The 14,847-nt window shown below is 35.8% G+C and carries 13 protein-coding genes; 11 read left to right on the top strand and 2 right to left on the bottom strand.

The window, feature by feature from the left end; translation table 11 throughout:
* Positions 1 to 4: 4 nt before the first annotated feature.
* Entirely contained in the window at positions 5 to 1,141 is a 1,137-nt protein-coding gene (locus tag DFR56_RS19265) for a CaiB/BaiF CoA transferase family protein (RefSeq protein ID WP_110397086.1), read from the bottom strand.
* A gap of 494 nt (positions 1,142 to 1,635) precedes the next feature.
* On the opposite strand from DFR56_RS19265, the gene DFR56_RS19260 reads away from it, so the two are divergent.
* The 7 genes from DFR56_RS19260 (at position 1,636) to DFR56_RS19230 (ending at position 6,827) form a co-directional block, all read left to right on the top strand.
* Complete coding sequence (locus tag DFR56_RS19260; protein WP_110397085.1) at positions 1,636 to 2,454, top strand: CAP domain-containing protein; 819 nt, start codon at positions 1,636 to 1,638, stop codon at positions 2,452 to 2,454.
* 406 nt (positions 2,455 to 2,860) lie between these two features.
* Complete coding sequence (sppA, locus tag DFR56_RS19255) at positions 2,861 to 3,850, top strand: signal peptide peptidase SppA (protein WP_110397084.1); 990 nt, start codon at positions 2,861 to 2,863, stop codon at positions 3,848 to 3,850.
* A gap of 17 nt (positions 3,851 to 3,867) precedes the next feature.
* The gene (locus DFR56_RS19250; RefSeq protein ID WP_110397083.1) at positions 3,868 to 4,365 is read left to right on the top strand and encodes an RDD family protein; all 498 of its coding nucleotides are present in this window, start codon (positions 3,868 to 3,870) and stop codon (positions 4,363 to 4,365) included.
* A gap of 33 nt (positions 4,366 to 4,398) precedes the next feature.
* On the top strand, positions 4,399 to 5,064 hold the full coding sequence (locus DFR56_RS19245; RefSeq protein WP_110397082.1) for an SOS response-associated peptidase: 666 nt from the start codon (positions 4,399 to 4,401) through the stop codon (positions 5,062 to 5,064).
* A 126-nt stretch (positions 5,065 to 5,190) separates the two neighbouring features.
* Entirely contained in the window at positions 5,191 to 5,670 is a 480-nt protein-coding gene (locus DFR56_RS19240) for a low molecular weight protein-tyrosine-phosphatase (protein WP_110397081.1), read from the top strand.
* 11 nt (positions 5,671 to 5,681) lie between these two features.
* Complete coding sequence (locus DFR56_RS19235) at positions 5,682 to 5,957, top strand: YtxH domain-containing protein (RefSeq protein ID WP_110397080.1); 276 nt, start codon at positions 5,682 to 5,684, stop codon at positions 5,955 to 5,957.
* 45 nt (positions 5,958 to 6,002) lie between these two features.
* Positions 6,003 to 6,827 carry a YihY/virulence factor BrkB family protein gene (locus DFR56_RS19230; protein WP_110397079.1) on the top strand — a complete coding sequence of 275 codons (825 nt, stop codon included), beginning with the start codon at positions 6,003 to 6,005 and terminating at the stop codon, positions 6,825 to 6,827.
* A 1,097-nt stretch (positions 6,828 to 7,924) separates the two neighbouring features.
* Here the strand turns inward: DFR56_RS19230 and DFR56_RS19225 are convergent.
* Entirely contained in the window at positions 7,925 to 9,862 is a 1,938-nt protein-coding gene (locus tag DFR56_RS19225; RefSeq protein WP_110397078.1) for a heavy metal translocating P-type ATPase, read from the bottom strand.
* A 395-nt stretch (positions 9,863 to 10,257) separates the two neighbouring features.
* Here DFR56_RS19225 and DFR56_RS19220 point away from each other — a divergent pair, with 395 nt between their 5' ends.
* The 4 genes from DFR56_RS19220 to DFR56_RS19205 all read left to right on the top strand — a co-directional run bounded on the left by DFR56_RS19220 (position 10,258) and on the right by DFR56_RS19205 (position 14,689).
* On the top strand, positions 10,258 to 11,487 hold the full coding sequence (locus tag DFR56_RS19220) for a cysteine desulfurase-like protein (RefSeq protein ID WP_110397077.1): 1,230 nt from the start codon (positions 10,258 to 10,260) through the stop codon (positions 11,485 to 11,487).
* 24 nt (positions 11,488 to 11,511) lie between these two features.
* Positions 11,512 to 12,498, top strand: coding sequence for an agmatinase (gene speB, locus DFR56_RS19215; protein WP_110397076.1), 987 nt, complete (start codon positions 11,512 to 11,514; stop codon positions 12,496 to 12,498).
* Positions 12,499 to 12,577: 79 nt separating this feature from the next.
* Entirely contained in the window at positions 12,578 to 13,426 is an 849-nt protein-coding gene (locus DFR56_RS19210) for a YfkD famly protein (RefSeq protein WP_110397075.1), read from the top strand.
* A gap of 309 nt (positions 13,427 to 13,735) precedes the next feature.
* Positions 13,736 to 14,689: an alpha/beta hydrolase gene (locus tag DFR56_RS19205; RefSeq protein WP_110397074.1), complete on the top strand. Its 954-nt coding sequence runs from the start codon at positions 13,736 to 13,738 to the stop codon at positions 14,687 to 14,689.
* The last annotated feature ends 158 nt before the right edge of the window (positions 14,690 to 14,847 follow it).

The raw sequence follows: 14,847 nt of genomic DNA, 5'->3' as shown, positions 1-14,847 counted from the left end.
CTCCTTAATTTTTAAAAACTTCATCATTATGTTCTCCGACAATAGGTGGATGATGACGATATGTTACGGGTGTCCTTGATAGTTTTAGTGGGCTACCAATCATTCGTATCGTACCGGCTGTCGGGTGTTCACTTTGTATAAACATTTCTCTTTCATTTAATTGTACATCATGAAAAACTTGATCCAAATCTTGAATCGGCCCACAAGGAATAGTATGTTCATCACATAAGCGCTTCCAATAAGACGTTTCTTTTTGTAAAAAGGCACGTTGTAAAATAGGAACGAGTTCGTTACGATGCTCAACTCGGGCGGGATTCGTCATGAATTTTGGGTTTTCTGCTAATGTCGGATGACCAATCATGGTACATAATGTTTTAAATTGATGATCATTACCAACAGCAATAACCATCTCTCCATCTGATGTGATAAATGTTTGGTAAGGAACGATATTCGCATGTTCATTACCGAGCCGTCCAGGAATTTTTCCATTCATTAAATAATTACTTCCTATATTAATCAGTGCACTGACGGCTGAATCATAAAGTGATAAATCTAGCTTTTGCCCTCTTCCCGAAGTCTCTCTTTCTAGTAAGGCAGCTTGAATCCCAATCGTAGCATACAGTCCTGTAAGCACATCGACAATTGCGACACCAACTTTTTGCGGTCCAGATGCTTCTGTTCCCGTAATGCTCATGAACCCACTCATTGCTTGGATAATAAAATCATAACCTGGCATATCTTTATATGAACCAGTTTCACCAAATCCAGTGATGGAACAGTAAACAATTCGCTTATTGATCGAGGCAATGGCTTCATAGTCTAATCCGAATTTTTCCATGGTGCCTGATTTAAAATTGTTAATAATAACATCAGCTTCTATAATAAGTTGTTTTACCCGTTCAATCCCTTCCTTTGACTTTAAATCAATCGTGATACTTTTTTTATTCCGATTTGCACAAAGATAATATGCGCTAACCTCATTTTGAAAAGGTGGTCCCCATCTGCGTGTATCATCACCACCATTAGGTGATTCAATTTTAATTACTTCAGCCCCTAAATCACCTAAAATCATTGTACAGTACGGTCCGGCTAAGACACGTGATAGATCTAAAATTTTTATTCCACTCAATGCATGAGGCATGTTGAAATAGTCACCTCCTTATATAAAATAAAAGAAGCCAGCTCAAACTAACTTAAAATCCTTAAGTTAATTTAAAACTGGCTTTTACTTGTTGGGACAATTTAGGCGTTAAATTGTAAACAAGTTAGGCAGTTGTTTCGTTATTTATTCTTAGTGAAAAGAATCTTCCTATTGATTAGTTTATAGTATTTTAAAAATTTTGTAAATAGGTATGCTGAAATATTAGGAAGATGTAACAGAAAAATTACAGCTATTAATACTTTTGTAATAAAATAGGATGTTTTAAATTTTGTCAAGAGGAAATAGCATGTAACAAATGGTAACAAGTCTAGTTTTAACCCATTTGCCCATATTTGGGTACAAGAGAAACTATTGAACTATCAAGCTTTGTAAAAGGTGGAGTCCATATTTTAAAAACTGGAAATGACTGGCTCCATTGTTACGAAAAATGGATGATATGATGTTATCACAAATAATTTAAGGGAGTGCAAGTAATGTTTAAGAAGTATAAATTAATAGTAGGAATTTTAACTGTCGGTTTAGTAACTAGTAGCTTTGGACAAACTGTAGGTGCATCAGCAAATGAAGAAGATGTAGACACACAGAAAGAGAATAATAGATACGTAAATCAAGGAGAAGTAGACAAAGATCAATATGCCGAGTTAGAACAATTTCTTAGTAATTGTTTAGCCAAATGGAATGTAAAGTGGAACGACAGCTCTTGGAAACAAAAAGAAAACGGTTGGAAGAACAATTCAAAACCGAAAAAAGATCAAGTTGTTGAGGAACCTGTAGACAAGGCGCCAGAACAAGAAGTTGAACAACCACAGCCACAAGAACCTGAACAACCAGAGCAAAATGAACAAGTGGAACAAGGAAACAATGAGCAAGCGGAACAAAATAATAATCAAAATCAAAATGAAGAAAAAGGTCAATTAAATCAATTTGAACAGCAAGTATTTGATTTAACAAATCAAGAAAGAGCGAAAAATGGTTTACCAGCATTAAAGGTTGATTACGAGTTAAGTAAAGTAGCGAGAGAAAAATCACGTGATATGGCAGCAAATAATTACTTTGACCATAATAGCCCTACATATGGCTCTCCATTTGATATGATGAAGACATATGGGATTAATTATCGTTCAGCTGGTGAAAATATTGCAAAAGGACAACGTACACCAGAGGAAGTAGTAAATGCTTGGATGAATAGTGAAGGGCACCGTGCAAATATTTTAAATGGTAGCTTCACACATATCGGTGTTGGCTATGTAGAACAAGGTAATCATTGGACACAACAATTTATTGGTAAATAAGTTTACGATTCCCGAACAAGATGAAACATCTCTGTTCGGGATTTTTTATTGACTAATGGCCGTTTTTTAGAAGTTAGAACAAGTGAAATGATGGTTCCATCTAAAAGGACTTCTTTCCACGATTCAAATCTCCCAAAAAGGTTATTGTAATATGGCGCAAGTTTGAATTTTACTGGCGCATCTTGCTAAAGATATGGCGATTCTTGCAGTTTACCTGGCTTCTTTTGTCAGTTATCTGGCGCATCTTGCAATAAATCTGGCGAATCTTAAAAACTCGCCTTCCAAAAAAAATATTCATTATTTCGGCTATGTTTAATAATGCAAACAGTGGTATTTACATTTGATTTATTGTACGATTTTAATATAGACTAAAAGTTTCTACATAGGAAGGATTGATTTAGAAAAGATGAATACAAAACGATGGTTAGCCCTAGTTTTAGCAATTGTATTATTATTTGTTTCAATCGGATTTAAATTTACCATAAATTTAGCATCTGGGTTTTTGAATGATGTTTTTACGTTCGATGATTATTATTTTGATGAAGAAATTATCGCTGATGGGGACTGGGATAGTCGAATTGCTGTCCTTAATTTAGAAGGAATTATTATGGGTGGAGATGATTCATTATTTAGTACACAAGAATACCAGCATGACGAGTTTATCGGTATGATTCATCAAGCAGCAGAAGATCCAACAGTTGAAGCGATTATATTACAAATTAATTCTCCAGGCGGAGCCGTAGGGGAAACAGCCCAAATTCATCGTGCGCTAACTGAAATGCAAGATGAATTTGATAAACCGCTTTATGTTTCAATGGGTTCCATGGCTGCTTCAGGTGGTTATTATGCTGCTGCACCAGCAGATAAAATTTTTGCTGAACCAGCTACAATTACCGGTTCAATTGGTGTCATTATGGAAAATATGAATTTCGCAGGCTTGGCTGAAAAATATGGTGTTACATTTAATACAATTAAAAGTGGAAAACATAAAGATATTATGTCATCGTCACGCGATATGACAAAAGAAGAAAAAGAAATTTTACAATCCATTATTGATGAAATGTACGATGATTTTGTTCAAGTAATTGTGGATGGCAGAAAAATGGATGAAGCAACAGTGCGAGAAGTCGGAGATGGACGTATATATACAGGAAGACAGGCACAAGAAGTTGGATTAGTTGATGAAATAGGAACGTTTGACGACACATTAAATGCAGTAAGAGCTGATTATGATTTGGAAGATGCACAAGTAATTCAATATGGATATGGTCTTGGTTTCTTTAATATGTTTGCTGTTAAAGCACAAAATTTGATCCAAGGAAAAAATTCGGAACTTGATGTTGTCATGTCCTTATTAAGACAATCTGATAAACCACGTGCGATGTACATATACTGAGTGAAGGGGGTAAGAAAATGGATTCCTATAATGAAAATGAGATAGAAGAAACGGAAATAAAGCAAAATCAACTTACAACTTCACCTAATGTAGAATATAAATATGCTGGATTTTGGATGCGATTTTGGGCGTATCTCATTGATGTAATTATCGTGTTTAGTTTAAATGGTCTGTTACTTAGCCCATTGGCCTTTATCAATAATGGGTACCCTATAGAACTTAGTTTATGGACAGTAAACGGTATTTTAGGTGCGATCGTCTATTACATTTACTTTTTACTTATGACGAAATATTTCGGGCAAACGATTGGGAAAATGATTCTTGGTATTCGTGTCATTAGCGAAAGTAGTGATTCATTATCATGGAATGATCTTGTGTTCAGAGAAGTTGTCGGACGATTTATTTATAATATAATGTTTATTTTAAAGCTACTTTATCTTGTCGTCGCATTTTCAAATGAAAAAAAAGGGCTCCATGATATGATTGGCAATACTAGAGTAGTACATATTTCGTAACTCGCGTGTTTTATTATGATAGGAGGGGCGCTTTTGTGTGGTCGTTATACGTTACTTGCAGATGAATTGAAAATAAAAGAACGATTTCAGATTCCATACGCAATTGACTCCTATCAACCAAGTTATAATATTGCTCCAGGACAAAATGTGCTTGCGATTATATTTGACGGTGAAAAAAGACGGGCTGGTTATTTACGTTGGGGACTAGTCCCATCGTGGGCGAAAGATGTCAAAATCGGTTATAAAATGATGAATGCTCGTAGTGAAACAGCCCATATAAAGCCAAGTTTTAAACATTTAATGGGTAGAAAGCATTGTCTTATCATTGCTGATAGTTTTTATGAATGGCAACGGACGGAAAAGGGAAAAGTACCAAAGAGAATTCAATTAAAAAATAGAGAACTCTTTGCGTTTGCAGCACTTTGGGATAAATGGGAGCAAGAAGACGAAACATTATTTACATGTACGTTACTTACGAAAGATGCAAACAACTTTATGAAAGATATTCATCATCGAATGCCGATTATTTTACCGAAAGATAAAGAAGATATTTGGATAGAACAACCTTTTTCATCGGCATTCGATGTCCATCAATTTTTGCAAACAGTCGAAACAGAGGAGTTATCATCTTACACAGTGAGCAATGTTGTGAATAATGCTAGAAATAATGATGCAACATGTATTGAGCCAATCGTTTAGATTGTTTAATTGAAAAATCTTGACGTAAATGTGCCGAGACGTAATTGATAACTTATTTTCCTTCCTGCCTATTTATAAAATAACACCAAAGAAATTTGTTAAACTATTAAGGGGGAATGGTTTACATTGATACGGATTTTATTTGTTTGTTTAGGAAATATTTGTCGATCACCAATGGCTGAAGCAGTATTTCGTGAAAAGGTTCATCAGGCAGGTTTGGCTCAAAAAATAGAAGTAGACTCGGCTGGTACGGCTCTGTGGCATAGTGGAAAACCACCACATAAAGGTACGAGAGCAAAATTAGATGAGTTGAACATATCGTATGAAGGAATGACAGCGAGACAAATTTTTCAAGGGGATTTTAGAGACTTTGATTATGTTATTACAATGGATGATCAAAATATGACTAATTTAATGTCTGAATATAACATTCCAGGTGAAGGTGTTACAGTCTGTAAATTAATGGAGTTTGTACAAAGTCCACGCGAAGTGAATGTACCAGACCCTTACTATACTGGTGATTTTGATTACACATACGAACTTATCAATGAAGCATGTGAACAATTGTTAACTAATATTACGAAAAAACATCAACTAAAGGATTAGGAGTTATGAATATGGGGAAAAGAACGTTAATAACAGGAATTGTTGTTGGAGCCTCTCTCGGTGGATTAGTTAGTTTATTAAATGAAGATGCAAGAAAGTATGCAAAAGAATTAGTAACCTCGTCATGTAATACACTTTCTTACTATGCAAAAAACCCTTCTGAGGCAGTTAGCACTGTTCGGGACACAGTACTTACTTTAAATGAAACGATTGAAAGTAATACTGGAAGTGCTGTAAATGCGCTTGAACAGGTAGAAAGTTCCTTAAATAAAGTATTAAAAAAGTAATCTAACGAATCGAAGGAAACAGTGGATTGAGAAAGGATGTTGATGATGTCGAAAACGATTCAATTCGGAAAAGAATTAATGAAACGAATTGATGAGGCGGACGTGACAGGCTTATCCGCACAATTAGCTTACTTTTTTCTTTTATCATTGTTTCCTTTCTTACTTTTTCTAGTTACACTTGTAGGCTTTTTGCCGATAGATGATCGGGCAATCATTGAAATTCTTGGAACATATCTTCCGGAAGAAGTAATTGCGATGATTGATGCCAATTTAACACATCTCATTACGAATCGTAGTGGGGGACTTTTATCTATCGGGATTATCGGTACACTTTGGTCAGCTTCAAATGGTTTTAATGCCATTACGAAATCGTTTAATAAAGCATATCGGGTAGATGAAAAACGATCATTTTTTGTCAATCGGTTAGTTGCTTTTGGTTTAATGATTGGATTAGTTTTAGTTATTGCTATTGCATTACTACTATCTGTTTTCGGTAGGATCATAGGTGAAAAAGTGTTCGGGTTATTCGGGCTTTATGATTTGATCCAATCCTGGAATTTCATTCGCTGGACCTTTTCAACGATTACATTTTTTATCGTATTTTTTATTTTATATAAGTTAGCCCCAAATGAAAAAATCAAGATAAAACATGCTATGTGGGGAGCAATGTTTACTACCGCTTTATGGCAAATTACCTCATTAGTTTTTGCCTTTTATGTAAACACACTCGGAAATTATTCAGCAACATATGGAAGTTTAGGAACGGTTATTGTTTTAATGATTTGGTTTTATTTATCTGGCATTATTATTACAACTGGCGGAGTAATTAACGCTTATATGAAAGATCGTAGTGAAAGAATAGTAGAATAACAATAGTGTTAAATATTATATATTCAACTTTCACATCAATAAAGTGAGATCAAGCAGTCGGCTTGGATGAGCTTGGGATGTTTCTAATGATATCCTTGACAATCTTTGTAGAATAAGTTGTTTTCAAAAAATAGAATTACGAATCCTTCTCCTACCAAATAGATTTGTTGTTTGTTACACATAAGATATAAACTGCGCAGTAACTGCTAGGTTGTTTTCCGCTGCGGATCACTGCTTTCCTCGGGCACGGCTTCAGCCTCCGACGCACAGGACGTGCTAGTGCAGGTGTTGCGACAGGACGTCGCGTACTTAACCTGCCTCGCGGAAAGACCACCGCTGTGGGGTCTTCAGACAAGTTGGACTGGGACTGCGCTTACTCGTCCCATCGAAGAACATTTGCTTTTCCCGCAGGAGTCAATGATCCTTCGCTCCAAACAACTACCAAAATAGTAGAAGCACGAGTATCGTACTGTTTATTAGCACACTACCAGCGAAGGAAAGGCACGGAGACTCCTGTGGGAAAAGCAACAGCCGAAAATCCATTTCAAACGTTTTGAATAAAACGTTTGAAATTAGTTGAGGCGTTGCCCGCGGAAAGCGAAGTGGATTCGGATGAAACACATGTACACAAACCTTGGGGACTTTTTCAGTGCCCTCAGGATAGGCCTAGATAAGACCCTGCCCCGGCAAGGGGTATGCCGACGTTGGCCTTCCTTTAATTACGAGTGAGGAGGCTTAACAGCCGCCCACGGTAAAGAAGACTCTGTGAAAACAAGCGATAGCGCAGGTAGAACAGATGTCGCTCTTATGCCCTGTGGTGAAAGCGGAGTGCATTTCCGTAGCGATGGTATATTCACTATTTTAAGTTATTGCATAGCTTCGTTCAAATGCGTGACAATAGCTGTAAAAAGTGTGTGTGGAGTTCAGATGTAGAACAGACTGTTCCTGCAAACAGTTCATCCAAAGTCAACTTGAGCTCTGTATTTTCATCCCACTTCATTCTACGAAGGCGGTTTTGTTCATTTTACTCTACGGAAGTTGAGTTATATTGAAGAAGGCAGAAAAGGTGGTATTATCCTTTTCTGCCTTTTTCCTATTTACTTCAGTAAACGTAATCCGTTTAAGATAACTAAAATGGTACTTCCTTCGTGTCCAATGACTCCTAGTGGTAAGTCAATTGCTTGGAAAAAGTTTGAGACAATTAATACTCCAATAACAGCTAATGAGAAAAATACATTCTGTTTCACAATTCGATTCATTTTACTTGAGGTTTTAATTGCTTCGGTAATTTTCGATAGATCATTTTTCATTAAAACGACATCTGCTGTTTCAAGTGCTACGTCTGTACCTTCTCCCATTGCAATTCCAACATCAGCAATTGCTAAAGCTGGTGCATCATTGATTCCATCACCGATCATCGCGACTTTTTCATGTTCTTTAATTAAATTTTTAATATAGACTACTTTTTCATCTGGAAGACATTCGGCTACAAAATCGTTAATTCCAGTTTCTTTTGCCACTGCTTTTGCCGTTAATTCATTATCACCTGTTAGCATAATCGTATAAATTCCACGCTTTTTAAGGGCAGCAATTGCTTCTTTCGCTTCTTTTCTTACCGTATCCTTTAATGCATAAATAGCAACAATTTGATCATTAAGTCCAACATAGACAATTGTTTTTCCTTCTTTCGCCAATTCGCTTGCTTTAGTTCCGTAAAAATGTTCTGTAGTGTTTTTATGACTAGCAAAATTTTCTTTACCAACAAACCATTGTTTATCACGGATGAAACCAATAACTCCTTTACCACTAACAGTCTTCATTTCTTTTACTGTCACATCAAACTGACTTTTCTCTAAGAAATCCAAACTATATGATTTAATCGCTACTGCTAGTGGATGGGAAGATTCATTTTCAATCGCTCCGACAGCCTCATGTATTTCTGCTTCATTATAATCAGGATGTACATATACATCGGTTACTTCTGGTGTTCCGTTCGTTAATGTACCAGTTTTATCAAATGCGATTGCTTTCATTTGGCTTAAGCTTTCAGCATGTACGCCACCTTTAAAAAGTACCCCGTTTTTAGCACTTTTTGAAATAGCTGATAATGTTGCAGGCATGATGGATGCGACAAGTGCGCATGGGGAGGCGACCACGAGTAAAATCATTGCCCGATAAATACTTTCTGTTAAAGACCAGCCAAATAGAAAATATGGCAAAAACATAAGGATGGCAACCGAAATTAAGACAGTTCTAACATACGTCCCTTCAAATTTCTCAATAAATAATTGTGCTGGTGACTTCTCTTCTTTCGCTGATTGAATCATTTCAATTATTTTTTGAAAAGTAGTTTCATGTGCTTCTTTTGTCAATTGAATCGTAATCGATCCATTTAATGCAACCGTGCCAGCGAAAACATCTGAATTAATTTCTTTCGTAACTGGGATAGATTCCCCGGTTATTGGACTTTCATCTACTGATGTTGATCCATTGGTAATTTTACCATCTGCTGGAATTCGTTCACCTGCTCGAACATAAATGTAATCATTTATACGTAATTGTGAAACTGGGATCATTTTTTCCACACCGTTTTCGATCATTCGCGCTTCTTCTGGTTGAAGTTCCATTAAGGAAGAAATCTCTTTATTACTTTTATTTAATGTATATGTTTCAAGTGCACCTGCAAGTGCAAAAATAAAAATTAAGATTGCTCCCTCTGTCCAGTAACCAATGGCTGCTGATCCAATTGCCGCAATAATCATTAACAATTCAACATTTAATTCTTTTTCTTCAATCGTATCGATAATTCCTTCTTTTGCTTGTGCATATCCTCCAATGATAAAAGCAATGATGTGCAACACAACCCAGGCTGCATAGGGAATAAGATCTGTTAAAGCCCAAGTTGTTAAAATAATTCCACCACTAAGTAAGGCAGCGATTAATTCACCGTGAGTTAGTATCTTTTGTAAAAACACATTTTCTTCCTTGCTGTTTGTAACATGTAATTTATTGCTTACTTTTGTCTCGGTTGTCATTTTCATTCCTCCATATCTAATTGAGAATCAATTTGTAAATTCCATGAATAAAGTTAATTGTAAATCTAATTGAGAACAATAATCAGTTTCAAAAAACCTTTATAATTCAAGTGATAAAAGCATTTGAATCTTATTTATAATAATTATAAATTTAAATTCATTATAATAAATTAGGTTTTTGGAGTCAAGATAAAAACTCACTTATTTAAAACAATTTAATGACAATTATCTTGTTAATGATTCAAAAAAATCTGTTGGTAAATGAAGGCGCTTCTCACCGTGTTAATAGTAAATAAGATGTAGAAAAATAAAATAATTTCATGTACTATATAAATAGAAAAGCATGTGAATTTTCGCAAAATTACATATTCGACCTAATAGGAGAGGAGATCAACATGGCAATCGATTTGTATCCAATAGACCAAATACGTGAACAATTTCCTGCTTTACAAAGAATTGAACAAGACCACTTTGTAGCCTACTTTGATGGCCCAGGTGGTACACAAGTTGCAAAATCAGTTATTGATGCAATGGCTACCTATATGAAAAATGGCGTGGCAAATCTTGGAGGAGTGTATCCAACTTCTAGAGAAACTGCGATGCTTGTTAATAACGCGCGTGAGCATGTAGCAACTTTATTAGGGGCGGATAAGAAAAATATCGCATTTGGGGCTAATATGACAACCTTAGCCTTTAGAATTGCGCGTGCGTTAAGTAAGCAATGGGAAGGGGAAGAAGGGAATATTGTTGTTACAGAAATGGATCATCATGCAAATATTGATCCGTGGATTACAGCAGCTAAATCCGCTAATTTAACGGTACATAAGCTTCCTTTAAATCCAGAAACAAAAACATTAACATTAAATAATATCGAGCAGTTCATTACGGAAGGAACAAAATTAGTTGCACTCGGTCTTGCTTCCAATGCTATTGGAACGATAAATGATTATGTTTCTATTATTCATCGAGCGAAAGAAGTAGGTGCGTTAGTTGCACTTGATGGAGTTCATGCTGTACCACATTTTCCGTTACATTTTCATGATTTAGGTGTAGATTTTTTATTTTGTTCAGCATACAAATTTTTTGGCCCCCATATTGGGGTCGTCGCGATTAATGAAAAAGTGTTTCATGCTCTTGAACCGTTTAAATTAATTCCTGCACCAACTGAATTCCCCGAAAAATTAGAAACTGGAACATTAAATTTCGAAGGACTTATCGGTGTAACAGAAGCAATCCGTTTTATTGCAAGTATTGGAGAAGGAAATTTACTTCGTGAACAGCTCGTTTCCGCTTATGAAAAAATGGTCCGTTACGAAAATAATTTAGCTGACCGATTAAGGGATGGGTTGGCAAAAATCGATCATGCCATCCTTTATCAGGCAGGAGAAGATGTTCTTAAAACGCCGACCGTCGCCTTTCAAGTAGAAGGAATGGAAGCCAAAATGGTCTGCCATCATTTAGCACAAAAAGATGCACTCCATTTAGAATATGGCGATTTTTACGCAATGACACTTATTGAAAAGCTCGGTGTAAATGGTGGCTTGGTACGGGCGGGTATTGCTCCATATAATACAGAAGAAGAAATTGATCGACTTATTTACGCAGTAAAGGAATTATATAAATAAGGAACTTTGAGAAAGGGGAGTAAGATGACGAAGAAATTTCGACCAGTAGATCCGTCCTTACATGCAAGGTTTACTGGTATACGTACTTTTATGCGATTACCGTCTGAAGAATTGTGTGAAGAACTTGATTTTGCGATTGTCGGTGTTCCTTTTGATACGGCAGCCTCTTTTCGAGCTGGTGCACGTTTTGGGCCAGAAGCAATTCGAAATGCTTCTCCATTGGTGAGAACTTATTCATATGACCATCAAATTGATCTTTTTGAATATGTATCTGGGATTGACTATGGTGATGTTCCAGTTATCCCTGGAGATATTCATGAATCATATAAAAGGATGGAAAATTATCTAGTACCGCTTTTAGAGAAAAACATCGTTCCAATTGTAATGGGTGGAGATCATTCGATCACTTTGGGGGAACTAAGAGCCGTTGCCCAAAAATATGGACCTGTTGCCTTGCTGCAATTTGATTCTCATGCAGATGTTGGTGATATTCACCTTGGTATGAAATATACACATGGAACCCCATTTCGACGAGCGGTTGAAGAAGGGTTAATTGACACATCACATTCTATCCAGGTAGGCTTACGCGGATCGCTAGATGGACCTGAAGAAATTGATGATGCTACCACATTAGGTTTTCAAGTTATTCGTTCCGTCGAATTATTTGAAATGGGTATACCAAAATTAATCAAGACAATTAAAAGACGGGTGGGAGATGCACCTGTATTTTTAACATTTGATATTGATTTTGTTGATCCTGCCTTTGCACCTGGAACTGGCACTCCAGAAATAGGTGGAGTTATGTCACGAGAAGCATTACAAATTGTACGAGGATTAACGGACATCCATTTTGTCGCGTTTGATGTCGTAGAAGTGTTACCGATGCATGACCAGAGCAACATTACGGCATCATTAGCAGCCAATATAATATTTGAAATGATCGCTCTATTAGCAGTACAAAAAAGAAATAATGTAAATAGGAAAAGCTGTACAGCCCGAAAAATCGATTAGACAGTCTTTTTGACAATTTTCATGATGTATAAATTTCATCTATCTAGAAAAACTAGTTGAAAAGGAGTGACATGGATAGATGAAGGAACGGATTAAACTATTATTATTGGGTTGTATCATCATTTTAGCTTCGATTTATATAGTAGATGGACCGATTGTTGCCGAAGAGAAACAAGAGAAACAAGAGAAACAAGAGAAACAAGAGAAACAAGAGAAAGAAAAAGAAGAGGCTTTTAAACTGCCGAAAAACGTTTTATCTATCTCAAAGGAAAATACCTTTCCAAATACATCAGAAGATTTTGAAGTAATTGAACCGAGTAAGATGACAAAAGAGTTATTGGATGGAGTAGATATTCCAGTTGATAACCCTGACCTTATTAAATTATTAAATGAATCAACGATCAAGCCGACTCCAATTGCATTTGGTTATCGAGCGCATGTATACCTTGGGAGATGGCCATTAAATTATCAATCAGAAAACACATCTGTTATTTGGGATTATGATCCAATAAATAAAAATGAACTAAATAATATTGGTGGGGATGTTGTTCAAGAAATACGATATGTACAACAAAATCAAAAGGAGACAAAAGGGGCATTAACGAATAAAATTGAACATCCAGAAATTATTAAAAAAATGATGTTACAAAAAGCAACGAAAAAAACAAATTTACCTCTTTCATTTTCAACAGTAGTTGGTACGAATACCAAACTAGATAATTTCTATAACGTTCCAACGAAAAAAATCGGCTATTTACATGCGTTTTCTCCTGCCGTAAATGAAAAAGGAAAAATAACATTTGGAGAAGTATATATACAATTAAAAGGATCGGAAAAAGAAATTGTCATTAAAAATGTAACGAAACAAGGCATCGGTGCTTGGATTCCAATTCAAGATCATGTTTCATTTTCATTCCAACTTAAGTAAGGAACTGTCTAAACTGATTTAGGCAGTTTTTTATGCAGATAAGAATCACTTTATTGTTTACTAACTAAAAACGCGACATCCTCGGATTGTCATGATCCGTCGCAATAAACATTATCTTTATCCATCGGAAGTGGAACATTCATCCTCGCTATTAGGTAAAGGTTTGGCAAGCCAAGTTATCTAAGATGAAAGATTCATTTTTGGGGAAAACGGTTCCTATCTTCTTTTCATTTAAAAATCTCTCCATTTCTGATCGAACTTATGATAAAGTAAAAAGTAGGTAAACGGTTTCAAATGGGGGTAGGTAAAGTGAAAAGAAGACTAAAAATCATTTTGGCAAGTGTGATAGCTTTCTTAGTAACCATCTTACTATTTATTGGTAACTTTTTTTATGGAGAAAGTGTAAAACGTGGATCGGAAGTTGAGTTACATACTGAACCAGAGGATGAAACAATCGTAGCAAGTGCACAATCTTCTGCCGATGAACAATTGTTACGAGAAGCCCAATTGTGGTATGAGGAACAACATCCAGAAAAAATAACTCAAACTTCTTATGATGATTTACTTTTGCAGGCTGATTTTATCAAGGATGAAGAAAATAGCAAAAAAGCGGTCATTCTTGTACACGGATTTCGTAAAGATAAGTCAGTGATGGGAGACTATACGAAATTTTATCATGATCATGGTTATCATATTTTAATGCCCGATTCCCGAGGACATGGAGAAAGCGAAGGTAAATACTATGGATACGGATGGCATGATCGCTTTGATCTTATTGGATGGATTCATATTTTAATGGAAGATTACGGGATAGAGGAAATCGTATTGCACGGAAATTCAGCAGGGGCGGCAGCTGTTTTAATGACGAGCGGTGAAAACTTACCTCAACAAGTAAAAGCAGTAATTGCTGATAGTGCCTATTCCACGATGAAAGAGGAGTTAGCTCATCAGTTAAAACATATTTATGGTTTACCCTCTTTTCCACTACTTGATATTACAAGTGTTGTGACGAAATTTCGTGCTGGTTACTTTTTTGAGGAAGTGTCAACGATCGAACAAGTGAAGAAAAATAAGCTACCCTTATTTATCATTCACGGAATGGCCGATGAACTAGTCCCAACTTGGATGGGAGAGAAAATTTATGAAGAAGCTAGTGGGGAAAAAGAACTTTGGCTTGTCCCTGATGTTGGTCATATAAAAGCTCATGAAATGGAAACAGTTGAATTTGAACAAAAAATAGAAGAGTTTTTATCAAAAATATAATCTTTATTTGGATAGAGAAGCAGAAAATATTGGCTTCTCTATCTTTTTTGTTTCACTTTGGAAATGCAAATTGCTATGACAAACTTACTCTGTTTATTAATCAAATAGCATCAATTCATCTCTACCATTAATAAAAATCCTCTTAAATCGAATCTATT

The organism is Pseudogracilibacillus auburnensis, assembly GCF_003201975.1.
In the GTDB taxonomy this organism is placed as follows: domain Bacteria; phylum Bacillota; class Bacilli; order Bacillales; family Amphibacillaceae; genus Pseudogracilibacillus; species Pseudogracilibacillus auburnensis.
Note: the sequence above shows the minus strand (reverse complement) of the source record. Positions and strands in the feature narration are given on the sequence as shown.

Coding starts and splice junctions, on each gene's coding strand:
- DFR56_RS19265 (WP_110397086.1), bottom strand. CDS start 1,141: ATGCCTCATGCATTGAGTGGAATAAAAATTTTAGATCTATCACGTGTC.
- DFR56_RS19260 (WP_110397085.1), top strand. CDS start 1,636: ATGTTTAAGAAGTATAAATTAATAGTAGGAATTTTAACTGTCGGTTTA.
- sppA (WP_110397084.1), top strand. CDS start 2,861: ATGAATACAAAACGATGGTTAGCCCTAGTTTTAGCAATTGTATTATTA.
- DFR56_RS19250 (WP_110397083.1), top strand. CDS start 3,868: ATGGATTCCTATAATGAAAATGAGATAGAAGAAACGGAAATAAAGCAA.
- DFR56_RS19235 (WP_110397080.1), top strand. CDS start 5,682: ATGGGGAAAAGAACGTTAATAACAGGAATTGTTGTTGGAGCCTCTCTC.
- DFR56_RS19230 (WP_110397079.1), top strand. CDS start 6,003: ATGTCGAAAACGATTCAATTCGGAAAAGAATTAATGAAACGAATTGAT.
- DFR56_RS19225 (WP_110397078.1), bottom strand. CDS start 9,862: ATGACAACCGAGACAAAAGTAAGCAATAAATTACATGTTACAAACAGC.
- DFR56_RS19220 (WP_110397077.1), top strand. CDS start 10,258: ATGGCAATCGATTTGTATCCAATAGACCAAATACGTGAACAATTTCCT.
- speB (WP_110397076.1), top strand. CDS start 11,512: ATGACGAAGAAATTTCGACCAGTAGATCCGTCCTTACATGCAAGGTTT.
- DFR56_RS19210 (WP_110397075.1), top strand. CDS start 12,578: ATGAAGGAACGGATTAAACTATTATTATTGGGTTGTATCATCATTTTA.